Origin of the sequence: Pseudomonas sp. BNK-7 (assembly GCF_048072025.1) — a bacterium.
GTDB classification, from domain to species: Bacteria; Pseudomonadota; Gammaproteobacteria; order Pseudomonadales; family Pseudomonadaceae; genus Aquipseudomonas; species Aquipseudomonas danubii.
Genome location: NZ_CP182252.1, coordinates 434,331 through 447,211 on the forward strand (window position 1 = coordinate 434,331; position 12,881 = coordinate 447,211).

General features: G+C 63.2%; 12 protein-coding genes. 9 read left to right on the top strand and 3 right to left on the bottom strand.

Translation table 11 applies throughout. The features are described from left to right. The first annotated feature begins 30 nt into the window (after positions 1 to 30). The 9 genes from ACMGF8_RS02060 (at position 31) to ACMGF8_RS02100 (ending at position 10,435) form a co-directional block, all read left to right on the top strand. Complete coding sequence (locus ACMGF8_RS02060) at positions 31 to 1,713, top strand: flavin monoamine oxidase family protein (RefSeq protein WP_102861936.1); 1,683 nt, start codon at positions 31 to 33, stop codon at positions 1,711 to 1,713. Positions 1,714 to 1,836: 123 nt separating this feature from the next. Beyond that, entirely contained in the window at positions 1,837 to 2,631 is a 795-nt protein-coding gene (locus tag ACMGF8_RS02065; RefSeq protein WP_102861937.1) for a carbon-nitrogen hydrolase family protein, read from the top strand. A gap of 48 nt (positions 2,632 to 2,679) precedes the next feature. After that, a complete protein-coding gene (pqqF, locus tag ACMGF8_RS02070; protein WP_416758527.1) occupies positions 2,680 to 5,112 on the top strand; it encodes a pyrroloquinoline quinone biosynthesis protein PqqF in 2,433 nt (810 codons plus the stop codon). A 186-nt stretch (positions 5,113 to 5,298) separates the two neighbouring features. Continuing rightward, positions 5,299 to 5,373 (top strand): pyrroloquinoline quinone precursor peptide PqqA, encoded by a 75-nt coding sequence (gene pqqA, locus ACMGF8_RS02075; protein ID WP_003194766.1) that lies wholly within the window; start codon positions 5,299 to 5,301, stop codon positions 5,371 to 5,373. 94 nt (positions 5,374 to 5,467) lie between these two features. After that, positions 5,468 to 6,379 carry a pyrroloquinoline quinone biosynthesis protein PqqB gene (pqqB, locus tag ACMGF8_RS02080; protein ID WP_416758529.1) on the top strand — a complete coding sequence of 304 codons (912 nt, stop codon included), beginning with the start codon at positions 5,468 to 5,470 and terminating at the stop codon, positions 6,377 to 6,379. A gap of 92 nt (positions 6,380 to 6,471) precedes the next feature. Continuing rightward, positions 6,472 to 7,224: a pyrroloquinoline-quinone synthase PqqC gene (gene pqqC, locus ACMGF8_RS02085; protein ID WP_102861940.1), complete on the top strand. Its 753-nt coding sequence runs from the start codon at positions 6,472 to 6,474 to the stop codon at positions 7,222 to 7,224. Beyond that, positions 7,221 to 7,496, top strand: a complete 276-nt coding sequence (pqqD, locus tag ACMGF8_RS02090) for a pyrroloquinoline quinone biosynthesis peptide chaperone PqqD (protein ID WP_102861941.1) — start codon at positions 7,221 to 7,223, stop codon at positions 7,494 to 7,496. Before pqqC ends, pqqD begins: the two co-directional genes overlap by 4 nt. Then, the gene (pqqE, locus tag ACMGF8_RS02095; protein ID WP_102861942.1) at positions 7,468 to 8,637 is read left to right on the top strand and encodes a pyrroloquinoline quinone biosynthesis protein PqqE; all 1,170 of its coding nucleotides are present in this window, start codon (positions 7,468 to 7,470) and stop codon (positions 8,635 to 8,637) included. Before pqqD ends, pqqE begins: the two co-directional genes overlap by 29 nt. Next, positions 8,603 to 10,435 carry a prolyl oligopeptidase family serine peptidase gene (locus ACMGF8_RS02100; RefSeq protein WP_416758532.1) on the top strand — a complete coding sequence of 611 codons (1,833 nt, stop codon included), beginning with the start codon at positions 8,603 to 8,605 and terminating at the stop codon, positions 10,433 to 10,435. Before pqqE ends, ACMGF8_RS02100 begins: the two co-directional genes overlap by 35 nt. 41 nt (positions 10,436 to 10,476) lie before the next feature. Here ACMGF8_RS02100 and ACMGF8_RS02105 read toward each other — a convergent pair whose 3' ends face one another. The 3 genes from ACMGF8_RS02105 to ACMGF8_RS02115 form a co-directional block, all read right to left on the bottom strand. Beyond that, positions 10,477 to 10,635 (bottom strand): YqaE/Pmp3 family membrane protein, encoded by a 159-nt coding sequence (locus tag ACMGF8_RS02105; RefSeq protein WP_011063854.1) that lies wholly within the window; start codon positions 10,633 to 10,635, stop codon positions 10,477 to 10,479. 241 nt (positions 10,636 to 10,876) lie between these two features. After that, positions 10,877 to 12,160: an aspartate aminotransferase family protein gene (locus tag ACMGF8_RS02110; protein WP_416758534.1), complete on the bottom strand. Its 1,284-nt coding sequence runs from the start codon at positions 12,158 to 12,160 to the stop codon at positions 10,877 to 10,879. Further along, on the bottom strand, positions 12,157 to 12,855 hold the full coding sequence (locus tag ACMGF8_RS02115; protein ID WP_416758536.1) for an MOSC domain-containing protein: 699 nt from the start codon (positions 12,853 to 12,855) through the stop codon (positions 12,157 to 12,159). The genes ACMGF8_RS02110 and ACMGF8_RS02115 overlap by 4 nt, the downstream gene beginning before the upstream one ends. Positions 12,856 to 12,881: the final 26 nt, after the last annotated feature.

Sequence of the window (12,881 nt, forward strand, 5' to 3'; positions counted from 1 at the left end):
ACTCTGCTGAGCCGCCCGCCAAGGTCAGCCATGAACAAGAACAATCGCCATCCTGCAGACGGTAAGAAGCCGATCACCATTTTCGGCCCGGATTTCCCTTTCGCCTTCGACGACTGGATCGAGCATCCCGCCGGCCTGGGCAGCATCCCCGAAGCCCAGCACGGCACCGAAGTGGCCATTGTCGGCGCCGGTATCGCCGGCCTGGTCGCCGCCTACGAACTGATGAAGCTGGGCCTCAAGCCGGTGGTCTATGAAGCGTCGAAGATGGGCGGCCGCCTGCGCTCCCAGGCCTTCGAAGGTGCCGAAGGGATCATCGCCGAGCTGGGCGGCATGCGCTTTCCGGTGTCGTCCACGGCCTTCTATCACTACGTCGACAAGCTCGGCCTTGAAACCAAGCCCTTCCCCAACCCGCTGACCCCAGCGTCGGGCAGCACGGTCATCGATCTGGAAGGCCAGACCCACTACGCACAAAAACTGGCTGACCTACCGGCCTTGTTCCAGGAAGTCGCCGACGCCTGGGCCGACGCCCTGGAGGACGGCTCGCGCTTCAGCGAGATCCAGCAAGCCATTCGCGATCGCGATGTGCCGCGCCTCAAAGAGTTGTGGAACACCCTGGTGCCGCTGTGGGACGACCGCACGTTCTACGACTTCGTCGCCACCTCCAAGGCCTTCGCCAAGCTGTCGTTCCATCACCGCGAAGTGTTCGGCCAGGTGGGCTTCGGCACCGGCGGCTGGGACTCGGACTTCCCCAACTCGATGCTGGAAATCTTCCGCGTGGTGATGACCAACTGCGACGATCACCAGCATCTGGTGGTCGGCGGCGTCGAACAGGTGCCCCTGGGCATCTGGCGCCACGTGCCGGAGCGTTGCGCCCACTGGCCGGCCGGCACCAGCCTCAGCTCGCTGCACCATGGCGCGCCACGCACCGGAGTCAAGCGCATTGCCCGGGCCGCCGACGGCCGCTTCAGCGTCACCGACAACTGGGGCGATACCCGGGAATACGCAGCGGTCCTGACCACCTGCCAGAGCTGGCTGCTGACCACCCAGATCGAATGCGAAGAGTCGCTGTTCTCGCAGAAGATGTGGATGGCCCTGGACCGCACCCGCTACATGCAGTCGTCGAAGACCTTCGTCATGGTCGACCGGCCGTTCTGGAAGGACAAGGACCCGGAAACCGGCCGCGACCTGATGAGCATGACCCTCACCGACCGCCTGACCCGCGGCACCTACCTGTTCGACAACGGCGACGACAAGCCGGGGGTGATCTGCCTGTCCTACTCGTGGATGAGCGATGCCCTGAAGATGCTCCCGCAGCCCGTGGAAAAGCGCGTGAAACTGGCCCTGGACGCACTGAAAAAGATCTACCCCAAAGTGGACATCGCCAGCCGCATCATCGGCGATCCGATCACCGTGTCCTGGGAAGCCGATCCGCACTTCCTCGGCGCCTTCAAGGGCGCATTGCCGGGCCACTACCGCTACAACCAGCGGATGTACGCGCACTTCATGCAGGACGACATGCCTGCCGAACAGCGCGGCATTTTCATCGCAGGTGACGATGTGTCCTGGACCCCGGCCTGGGTCGAGGGCGCGGTGCAAACGTCGCTCAACGCCGTGTGGGGGATCATGAAACACTTCGGCGGCGCTACCCATGCCGAGAACCCGGGGCCAGGGGATGTGTTCCATGAGATCGGGCCTATCGCCCTGGCGGATTGAACAATACTGACCGCGGCTGCAGCGAATACCGGCGAGAGCTCCTTGGGGCTCGGCGCCGGACCGTACGCCGAACACGAGACATCGGCTACAGTGCCCGGTCAGCCAGTCAGAGGAGTGAGGACCATGCGTGTCGCCCTGTATCAGTGCCCGCCATTGCCGTTGGACGTGACGGCCAATCTGCAACGCTTGCATCAGGTGGCCATGGAGGCCACCGATGCCGATCTGCTGGTGCTGCCGGAAATGTTCCTCAGCGGCTACAACATCGGTGTGGAAGCAGTCGGCGCTCTGGCCGAGGCCCAGGATGGCCCCTCGGCCCAGCACATCGCCGCTATCGCTCAAGCGGCGGGTACGGCGATTCTCTATGGCTATCCGGAACGCAGCGCCGACGGGCAGATCTACAACGCCGTGCAACTGATCGACGCCCACGGCCAGCGCCTGTGCAACTACCGCAAGACCCATCTGTTCGGTGACCTTGATCACTCGATGTTCAGCGCCGGCGCAGATGACTTCCCCCTGGTGGAGCTCAACGGCTGGAAGCTCGGTTTCCTGATCTGCTACGACATCGAGTTTCCGGAGAACGCCCGGCGTCTGGCCCTGGCCGGTGCCGAGCTGATCCTGGTGCCGACGGCGAACATGATTCCCTACGACTTCGTCGCCGATGTGACCATTCGCGCCAGGGCCTTCGAGAACCAGTGTTACGTGGCCTACGCCAACTACTGCGGCCGGGAAGATCAGATCCGCTACTGCGGCCAGAGCAGCATCGCCGCCCCCGATGGCAGCCGGATCGCCCTGGCCGGACTGGACGAGGCCCTGATCATCGGCACCCTGGATCGTCAGCTGATGCACGAGTCCCGGGCACTGAACCACTATCTTGCCGATCGCCGTCCCGAGCTTTACGACGACCTGAGCAAGCGCTGATCCGGGGATATCCGCTAGCATGAGCGCCTCTCTGTTCTGGAAGTGCTCATGCCCGCGCTGAACCACCCTCTGCCTCACATGGAAACCCTGGCCAACGGCCTGCGGGTGTCCTTGCGTCATGCCCCTCATTTGAAACGTTGCGCCGCCGCACTGCGGGTATCGGCCGGCAGCCACGATGTACCACTGGCCTGGCCGGGGCTGGCGCACTTCCTGGAGCACCTGCTGTTTCTCGGCACCGAGCGCTTTCCCGCCGAACAGGGATTGATGGCCTATGTGCGGGGCCAGGGAGGACAACTGAACGCCAAGACTTGTGAGCGCGCGACCGAGTTCTTTTTCGAGCTGCCGGTCAGCGCCCTGGCCGGTGGCCTGGAGCGTCTATGCGACATGCTCGCCCGACCGCGGATGAGTCTTGAAGACCAGCGTCGGGAGCGAGAAGTGCTGCATGCGGAATTTATCGCCTGGTCCCGGGATGGGGCGGCGCAACGCCAGTTCGCGCTGTTCGATGGCCTGTCCGCTGCTCACCCGCTGCGTGCCTTCCATGCTGGCAACCGCTACAGCCTCAACCTGCCCAGCCAGGCTTTTCAGCAAGCGCTGCAGCAATTTCACCAAGACTTTTACCAAGCCGGGCAAATGACCCTGAGCCTCGCCGGGCCACAGTCTCTGGAAGAACTCCGCGCCCTGGCCACACGCTATGGTGCAGATCTACCGAAAGGCCAGCGCCTTGAGCAGAGCGTGCCTCCTGCGCTGTCGACTACCGGCATCGGCACTTATCAGCAGCTCGATGCTCACCGTCTGGACCTGCTGTTCACCCTGGAACAACTGCCCGAGAGCGCAGCGCCCGCCCTGGACTTTCTCTGCACCTGGCTGCAATCGGCCAAGCCGGGCGGGCTGCTTGCCGGACTCCAGCAACGCCAACTGGCCCAGAGCCTCAAGGCACAGACGCTATACGAGTTTGCCGGTCAGGCCTTGCTGCATCTGCAATTGAACCTGAGCACAACAGAGGCGACGGCCCCGGCCCAGGTCCGCGAACTGCTGGCAGATTGGCTGAGTTTCTTCAGCGCCCAGGACGATTGGCCAGCGCTGCGGACAGAATATGCCTTGCTGCAACAACGCCAGCAGCAGGTCGGCAGCGCCCTGGAGTTGGCCCAGCGGGACAGCCGGCAGACCGTCGGCGAGCTGGATGCGCAAGGACTCGAGGCCCTCAGGGTGCTGCTCGCACAGTTGCAACCGCAGGCTGTGGATAACTTCAGCCATGAGTGGCGCCTGCCACCGGGTAACCCTTTTCTGCGCAGCACGGCTGAAGCACCGCGGGCAGGACTGATTCGCGGGCAGACCAGCGCGCACCGAGGACTACGCACCTTCGCCCAGGATCGCTCGCGAAGCCGGCGAGAGAACTCGGCGTTGAACATCAGCCAGGCCCTGCCTGCGGATAGCCGCGAAGGGACCTTGATTCTGCGCTGGCGCCTGGCTTCACCCGCCCCAGCTGGTGTGCACGAGCGCCTCCTGCATAGCCTGGCGCCCTTGCGCAGCGATGCCGCTCAGGCTGGAGTAGCACTGAGCTTCACCACCCGTGGCGCCGATTGGTTGCTGAAACTCAGTGGCCTGCAGCAACCCATGCCCGCAGTGCTGCAGCAGGCGCTGAAGCAACTGAACCAGCCCGCCGAATCGTTCTGGCTGCAGAGCGCAGCTACGACAGACGATGCCCCCTTGATGCCGATCCGTCAGTTGCTCAAGGCCTTCATCGAGCAACCACAACCCAGCGAGCCGACAGTTGCACACCCTCAATCCCTGCAAGCCCTGTGGGCTGGTGCTCGATGGGATGGCCTGGCCTTGGCGCTGTCAGCCGGCACTCAGGAAGCCCTTGGTCAAGCGCTGCAAAAGATGCCGGGAACAGCAGATACGGCCCTGTGCCAACCCTCACCGCCAGACACCGCCTATCGTTGGCAGACGTACCCCGGGGCATCCAGCGAACAGGCCCTGCTGCTGTTCTGCCCAACGCCCGGCACCCGCCTTGCCGATGAAGCGGCCTGGCGCCTGCTGGGCCAACTCTGCCAGACGCCGTTCTATCAGCGCCTGCGGGTGGAGTTGCAGTTGGGTTACGCGGTGTTCAGCGCCATTCGCCAACGTAATGGCCAGACCGGCCTGCTGTTCGGCGTGCAATCGCCCAAGGCGACGCTCACGGAAATACTTCAGCACCTGGAACAATTCCTTCTGCAGTTGCCGGAACAGCTCCAGGCGCTCGACGAGCCGCTCTGGAACGAACAGCGACAGGCTCTGGCTCAACAGTTCCAAGCCTCGCTCCTGCCCCTGGAGCAAGCCGCTGAACTGCTGTGGCAGGCGAAGCTGGCCGGCCATCCGTCGGATTACCTGGAGCGGCTGCACGACAGCATCCTGGCCCTCACGCCCTCAGCCGTGACCCAGGCCGCCATGGCCCTGCATTCGGCGACAGGCGGCTGGACAGTACTGGCCAACGGGCCTTGACCAGGAGCGCCCTGGCAAGCGGCAGAATGATCATTACCGGTGCTGCAACGAGCTTTCTTCAGAATTGCGGGCAACCTTTTGTGGGAATTTAGTAAGATAGCCCCCTAAGCATCTGAACATCTCCCGCCGGAGGTGGACTATATGTATAGGCAATACCCGTCCCACCCACCTCAAAGGAGCATTTTTATGACCTGGTCCAAACCTGCTTACACCGACCTGCGTATCGGCTTCGAAGTCACCATGTACTTCGCCAGCCGCTGATTTCTGCCTCTGGCCAGAAAACGCAGCGCAACGCCTCGGTCCGTCCGGGGCGTTTTTATTTTCAGTTCTACGTCTTTTTTCCCTGGGAGCGTCCATGTTTGTCCAGATTCTAGGTTCCGCCGCCGGCGGTGGTTTTCCGCAGTGGAACTGCAACTGCGTGAACTGCGCAGGGTTTCGCGACGGCAGCCTGCGGGCCCAGGCTCGTACCCAGTCGTCCATCGCGATTTCCGATGACGGGGTGAACTGGGTACTGTGCAATGCCTCCCCGGACATCCGCGCCCAACTGCAGGGTTTTGCCCCCATGCAACCGGGCCGTGCACTGCGCGACAGCGGGATCAGCGCCATCATCCTCATGGACAGCCAGATCGATCACACCACCGGCCTGCTCAGCCTGCGCGAAGGCTGCCCGCATCAGGTCTGGTGCACCGACATGGTCCACGAAGACCTGAGCACCGGTTTCCCCCTGTTCAAAATGCTCAGCCACTGGAACGGCGGCCTGGACTGGAACCGCATCGAGCTCGACCAGAGCTTCACGGTTCCGGCCTGCCCCAACCTGCGCTTCACCCCACTGCCTTTGCGCAGTGCTGCACCGCCCTATTCGCCCCATCGTTTCGATCCGCACCCAGGCGACAACATCGGCCTGATCGTCGAAGACCTGCGCAGCGGCGGTAAGCTCTTCTACGCGCCGGGCCTGGGTAAGGTGGACGCGCCGCTGCTGAAAATCATGTCCGCCAGCGACTGCCTGCTGCTGGACGGCACCCTGTGGGAAGACGATGAAATGCAGCGTCGTGGCGTCGGTACCCGCACCGGCCGGGAAATGGGTCACCTGGCCCAGAACGGCCCGGGAGGCATGCTCGAAGTGCTGGAACAGCTGCCCCGCCAGCGCAAGGTGCTGATCCACATTAACAACACCAACCCGATCCTCGACGAAGACTCCGCCGAACGTGCCGAACTGGTACGCCGAAAGGTGGAAGTGGCTTACGACGGAATGAGTATTGAGCTGTAGGCCGTATCGCCCACAAGCTCGACCCAAGAGCCTTGGCCCCTTTGCGTAGGGGCGGGCTTGCCCGCGAAAGGGCAGCCCCCCGGAGAACACACATGACCGACACCCCGCTGTCCCCCGCCGAATTCGAGCAGGCGCTGCGCGCCAAGGGCGCCTACTACCACATCCATCACCCCTATCACGTGGCGATGTATGAAGGCCGGGCGAGCCGCGAACAGATCCAGGGCTGGGTCGCCAACCGCTTCTACTACCAGGTGAACATCCCCATGAAGGATGCGGCGATCCTCGCCAACTGCCCGGACCGGGACATTCGCCGCGAGTGGATCCAGCGCCTGCTGGACCATGACGGTGCCCCGGGTGAAGACGGTGGTATCGAAGCCTGGCTGCGCCTGGGCCAGGCCGTGGGCCTGGACCCGGACCAACTGCGCTCCCAGGAGCTGGTGCTGCCCGGCGTACGTTTTGCCGTGGACGCCTACGTCAACTTCGCCCGCCGCGCCAGCTGGCAGGAAGCCGCCAGCAGCTCGCTGACCGAACTGTTCGCCCCGCAGATCCACCAATCGCGCCTGGACAGCTGGCCCCAGCACTATCCCTGGATCGACCCGACCGGCTACGAGTACTTCCGCACCCGCCTGGGCCAGGCCCGGCGCGATGTGGAACACGGTCTGGCCATCACCCTGCAGCACTACACCACCCGTGCCGGTCAGGAACGCATGCTGGAAATTCTCCAGTTCAAACTGGACATCCTTTGGAGCATGCTCGACGCCATGAGCATGGCCTATGAATTGAACCGCCCGCCCTATCACAGCGTCACCGATCAGCGGGTCTGGCATAAGGGGATCACCCTATGAGTTTCGACCGCAGCAAAACCCCACGCTGGCGTCCCGGTTACCGCTTCCAGTACGAGCCGGCACAAAAAGGCCATGTATTGCTCTACCCGGAAGGCATGATCAAGCTCAACGACAGTGCCGCACTGATCGGCGGCCTGATCGACGGCGAGCGTGACGTGGCGGCGATCATCCAGGCGTTGGAAGTACAGTTCCCCGGAGTGGCCGAGCTCGGTGACGATATTGAGCAGTTCATGGAGGTCGCCCGTGCCCAGCACTGGATCGAACTCGGCTGAGTCGGTGCCGCTGCCTGACAAACCGGAAGTCGGCCTGCCACTGTGGCTGCTGGCCGAGCTGACTTATCGCTGCCCACTGCAATGCCCCTACTGTTCCAATCCGCTGGACTTTGCCGAGCAGGGCAAGGAGCTGAGCACCGAACAATGGATCAAGGTATTCCGTGAAGCGCGGGAGATGGGCGCGGCGCAGTTGGGCTTCTCAGGCGGCGAACCGCTGGTGCGCCAGGACCTCGCCGAGTTGATCGGCGAGGCGCGCAAGCTGGGCTTCTATACCAACTTGATCACCTCCGGCATCGGCCTGACCGAGCAGAAGATCAGCGACTTCAAGAAAGCCGGCCTGGACCATATCCAGATCAGCTTCCAGGCCAGCGACGAACAGGTGAACAACCTGCTGGCCGGCTCCAAGAAAGCCTTCGCCCAGAAGCTGGAGATGGCCCGCGCGGTCAAGGCTCACGGCTATCCGATGGTGCTGAACTTCGTCACCCACCGGCACAACATCGACAAGATCGACCGCATCATCGAGCTATGCATCGCCCTGGAAGCCGACTTCGTCGAACTCGCCACCTGCCAGTTCTACGGCTGGGCCCAGCTCAACCGCGTCGGCCTGCTGCCCACCCGGGAGCAACTGGTGCGCGCGGAGCACATCACCAACCAATACCGCGCCAAGCTGGAAGCCCAAGGGCATCCCTGCAAGCTGATTTTCGTCACCCCGGACTACTACGAAGAACGCCCCAAGGCCTGCATGAACGGCTGGGGCAGCATTTTCCTCACCGTCACCCCGGACGGCACCGCCCTGCCCTGTCACGGCGCGCGGCAAATGCCGGTGCAATTCCCCAATGTGCGCGACCACAGCATGCAGCACATCTGGTACGACTCCTTCGGCTTCAACCGCTTTCGCGGTTACGATTGGATGCCGGAGCCATGTCGCTCCTGCGACGAGAAAGAAAAGGACTTCGGCGGCTGCCGCTGCCAAGCCTTCATGCTCACGGGGGACGCCAGCAATGCCGACCCGGTGTGCAGTAAATCGGAACACCACGGGATGATTCTCAAGGCCCGCGAAGAATCCGAAACGGCCACCCAAACCATTGAACAACTGGCCTTTCGCAATGAACGAAACTCACGCCTCATCGCCAAGGGTTAAGCCCTTCAGCGCCAACCAGGCCACCACCGCCGGGATCGATTTTGCCGAGCTGCAACTGACACCCGATGGGGTGTTCTGGAATGAATACCGTCCTGCGGACGCCAGCTGCCGCATCTGGCATTGGCAGCAAGGCCAGGCCCGCTGCCTGACGCCGCCGGGCTTCAGCGTCCGCAGCCGCGTCTATGAATACGGCGGAGGTGCCTTCTGCCTCAGCGGCGACGTCCTGCTGTTCGTCAATGAAACGGACCAGCAACTGTATCGGCAGTCCCTGAAAGAGGGTGCGCCAGTGGCCCTGACCCGGGGCGACTGCCGCTACGGGGACCTGCATGCGCACGCCGATCAAGTACTGGCCGTGGAAGAGTGCGCCAACGAGCACCGGCTGGTGGCCATCGACATCCATAGCGGCCAGCGCCGCCTGCTCGCCGCCGGGGCCGACTTCTATGCCGCGCCGACCTTGAGCCCCAATGGCCAACGTCTGGCCTGGATCGAATGGGATCGCCCCCATCAGCCCTGGACCAGCACTCGCCTGATGCTCGCCGAACGCCTGGCCGACGGCACCTGGGGCGCCCCCCGTTGCATGGCGGGCGATGGCCAGGAAGAGTCCCTGCAGCAACCGCGCTTCGATCAGCACAACCAACTCTATTGCCTCACGGATCGCCAGGGTTTCTGGCAACCCTGGGCCGAGTCGGACAGCGGCTTGCGGCCGCTGCCCTGTGCCGCAGCTGATCATGCCCCGGCCCCCTGGCAGTTGGGGTGTCGCACCTGGATGCCCCTTGGTGGGGACTCCTGGTTCGGCAGTTGGACCGAGGAAGGGTTTGGCCGTCTCGGACTGCGTCACGCCGACGGTTCGCAACAGGACTTCAGCGGCAACTACAGTCGCTTTCGCGGCTTGGCGCTGGATCAGCACTACCTGTATTGCATCGCCGCGTCCCCCGTCAGTCCCTCGGCCATCCTCGCCATCGAACGTGAAACCCAGCAGGTGCAGGTGTTGGCCGGCGGTGTCGCGCCGCTACCGACGGAGCGCATCAGCCGACCACAAACCCTGTGCTATCCCAGTGGCGAAGGACAGGCCCATGGCTTCTTCTACCCGGCCATGAATGGGGTCAACCGACCGCCTCTGGTGGTGTTCATTCACGGCGGTCCCACCTCCGCCTGCTATCCGATCCTGGACCCGCGTATCCAGTTCTGGACCCAGCGCGGCTTTGCCGTGGCCGACCTGAACTACCGGGGCAGCACCGGTTATGGCCGGGCCTATCGCCAGGCCCTGCATCAGCGCTGGGGCGAAGTGGACGTGGAAGATGCCTGTGCGGTGGTGTCCTATCTGGAGCAACAAGGGCTGATCGACCCAAGACTGGCGTTCATCCGTGGCGGCAGCGCCGGAGGCTACACCACCCTCTGCGCCCTGGCCTTCGCCAAGGTCTTCTGTGCCGGCGCCAGCCTGTACGGGGTCAGCGATCCCATTGCCCTGACCCGCTCCACGCACAAATTCGAAGGGGACTATCTGGACTGGCTGATTGGCGATCCAGAGCAGGACAACGAGCGCTATCAGGAGCGCACGCCACTGCTGTACGCCAGCAACATCAGCGTGCCCGTGGTGTTTTTCCAGGGTGAGTTGGACGCCGTGGTGGTGCCCCAGCAGACCCGCGACATGCTCAAAGCGCTCCAGGATCAGGGCATTGCTGCCGAGGCCCACTATTACCCGGATGAACGCCACGGCTTTCGCAAGGCGGACAATCAGGCTCACGCACTGGAACAGGAATGGCGGTTTTATCAGAAGGTGCTGCAAGCGCAATGCTAAGCGGGTGCTGCCCGTTCCGTTGGAACGGGCAGCTTGGATAATCAGCGTTTGGCGATGATGTACACCGCGTGCACGATACCGGGGATGTATCCGCACAGCGTCAGCAGGATGTTCAGCCAGAAAGCGCCGCCAAAGCCCACTTGCAGAAAGACCCCCAAGGGCGGCAAGAGAATGGCGAAGATGATGCGAATCAAGTCCATAAGGCAGCTCCTGATAGAAGTCGGGCTCGGCTGAGCCTCACCTGCAATCGACCCTGGCCGCGTGCCAGGGTTCAGCGCAATCATTGTCCTCCTGACGGTACGGAGACAAAAAAACGCCCCGTGCGAAAAATCGGACACGGGGCGACGCGTTATACCGCGAGACGGTTCAGGAATTCAGTCAACGTAAAGTCGGATGTGCTCGGGACTGAGCGTCAGCGAATGCCCCAGGATCAGCCAGATTTCACACGGCTACTCCCTTGCGGCATTGCAATTGCGCGGTCCGCACGCGGGAAAAGGCCCGGGCCAGGCGCAGGAGCATTTCATCGATATTGCCCTTGCTGACACTCAGGGCCGGGGTGAAGCGCAAGCAATCCGATTGCACAGCACTGAGCAACAGGCCCTCGTGCAACGCCGCCTTGAGCACCGCCTGCGCTGAGTCGTCCGCCAGGCTCATGCCCCAGAACAACCCATGCCCTCGTACCTCGCCGTGGGCGTAACGGGCCGCCAGTTGGGTCAACTGCTGCCCCAGGTACTGCCCGTTGCTGCGCACCTGCTGCAGAAAACCATGCTCCTGCAGACTGTCCAGCACGGCCAGGCCGGCGGAGGTCATCAATGCATTGCCGTGGTGGGTGCCATCCAGCTCGCCCTGCTCGAAACAACAGGCCTTGCCCCGCGCCAGCAACGCCGCCAGGGGCACGCCGCCGCCGAGGCCCTTGCCCAAGGTGATGATGTCGGCGCGCACGCCGTACAACTGCTCGGCCAAGAGGGTGCCGCAGCGGCCGATGCCGGTCTGGACCTCATCGAGGATCAGCAGAATGCCCAGCTCACGACACAGGCGCTCCACCCCTTTGAGGTAGTGTTCTGTCGCCGGAATGACCCCGGCCTCCCCCTGGATCGGCTCCAGCATGATGGCCACGGTCTGAGCATCCACCGCCGCATGCAAAGCAGGCAGATCATTGAATGGCACCTGGCTGAAGCCTGGCAGTTGAGGTTCGAAACGATTGCCTGGGGAGCCACCGCCCGCGGCTGATAACGCGGCAAAACCGCGGCCATGGCAACTGCGGCTGGCAGTGATGATGCCCGCCGCGCCGCCGCGATGCAGTTGACCCCACTTGCGTGCCAGCTTGATCGCCGCCTCGCAGGCCTCGCTGCCACTACTCAACAGATAGGCCTGGTCGCTACCGGTACTACGGCACAGCCGGTCGGCAAGCCTGAGCATGCCGCGGTTATAGAAACCCGACCCGGGATTGATCAGCGACTGGGCCTGGGCAGCGATGGCGTTGACCAGTACCGAAGGACTGTGGCCCAGGCTGTTGGCCGCCCCGGCCTGGGTGAAATCCAGGTAGGTGCGGTCATTGCTGTCCCACAACCAGGAGCCCTGGCCACGAACGAACACCGGCTGGGGGCGCTGCACACTGGGCATCAGGCACTCACTGGCGCTGGCATCGTCCGAGGCGGTCGCACAGGGCTCGATAGCCAGATCCTCCAGGCTTGGCGGAGTGCGGCGCAGATTGAACAGATTCATGCCCGCAGCCCCTCCAATGGCAGGCCCAGCAGGCGTGAAGACCAATCCTCGACGCAGCCGGTACGCATACGCTTGATAGCGATATCGCGCCAGCGCGAGGACAGTGCCGGACAATCAATCAACATTTTCAAGCCTTTATGCTCCAGAGGCTCCTGGAAAAAACAGCGAAGGGCCCAGGCTACGGTCAGGCCGGGATAACTGCGCTGGATCAGTTCGAAGGGTTCGTCCGCCTGGACAAAGCCGGGCTTGAGCACCCGGTAGAACCAGCCACAGCGTCCATTGTCCTGGGCTTGCTGGGGCAGATTCACCAGGCCCCAACGCTGGCTCAAGCGATAGCAAGGAGAACGGGGCTGGCTGATCTGCAACAGCGCGCCACCCCAACGGAACATGTCCCCCAGGCACACCTGTTCTTCGGTCAGGCCACGTGTCGAGAGATTTTCACCAAAGGCCGGAGCCGACCAGTCGAACTGTGGATAACGTTTGCGCCAGTGGGCGTAATGCTCTGCGGGATAGTGGTGCAGGGCTCGTTCTGGGCCAGTATGAAAGCGCGGATCACCCTGTTCATCGCTGCCCAGGCCTTGTGTCCATAACCAGAGACGGTTTGCAACCGGGTACTTGTCGGTATCGATGACCAGACCCTGGCCGAGATTTTTTGCCTTGCCTATGTAAACACCATCGACGTAAACGGTATTCATCGCGCGTCTTGGCCCTGTAAGCCCTG

Bases quoted from the DNA above. Each gene is read 5' to 3' on its own strand.
- ACMGF8_RS02115 (WP_416758536.1), bottom strand. From the start codon at position 12,855: ATGAATACCGTTTACGTCGATGGTGTTTACATAGGCAAGGCAAAAAAT.
- ACMGF8_RS02060 (WP_102861936.1), top strand. From the start codon at position 31: ATGAACAAGAACAATCGCCATCCTGCAGACGGTAAGAAGCCGATCACC.
- pqqB (WP_416758529.1), top strand. From the start codon at position 5,468: ATGTTTGTCCAGATTCTAGGTTCCGCCGCCGGCGGTGGTTTTCCGCAG.
- ACMGF8_RS02110 (WP_416758534.1), bottom strand. From the start codon at position 12,160: ATGAATCTGTTCAATCTGCGCCGCACTCCGCCAAGCCTGGAGGATCTG.
- pqqF (WP_416758527.1), top strand. From the start codon at position 2,680: ATGCCCGCGCTGAACCACCCTCTGCCTCACATGGAAACCCTGGCCAAC.
- pqqC (WP_102861940.1), top strand. From the start codon at position 6,472: ATGACCGACACCCCGCTGTCCCCCGCCGAATTCGAGCAGGCGCTGCGC.
- ACMGF8_RS02105 (WP_011063854.1), bottom strand. From the start codon at position 10,635: ATGGACTTGATTCGCATCATCTTCGCCATTCTCTTGCCGCCCTTGGGG.
- ACMGF8_RS02100 (WP_416758532.1), top strand. From the start codon at position 8,603: ATGAACGAAACTCACGCCTCATCGCCAAGGGTTAAGCCCTTCAGCGCC.
- ACMGF8_RS02065 (WP_102861937.1), top strand. From the start codon at position 1,837: ATGCGTGTCGCCCTGTATCAGTGCCCGCCATTGCCGTTGGACGTGACG.
- pqqD (WP_102861941.1), top strand. From the start codon at position 7,221: ATGAGTTTCGACCGCAGCAAAACCCCACGCTGGCGTCCCGGTTACCGC.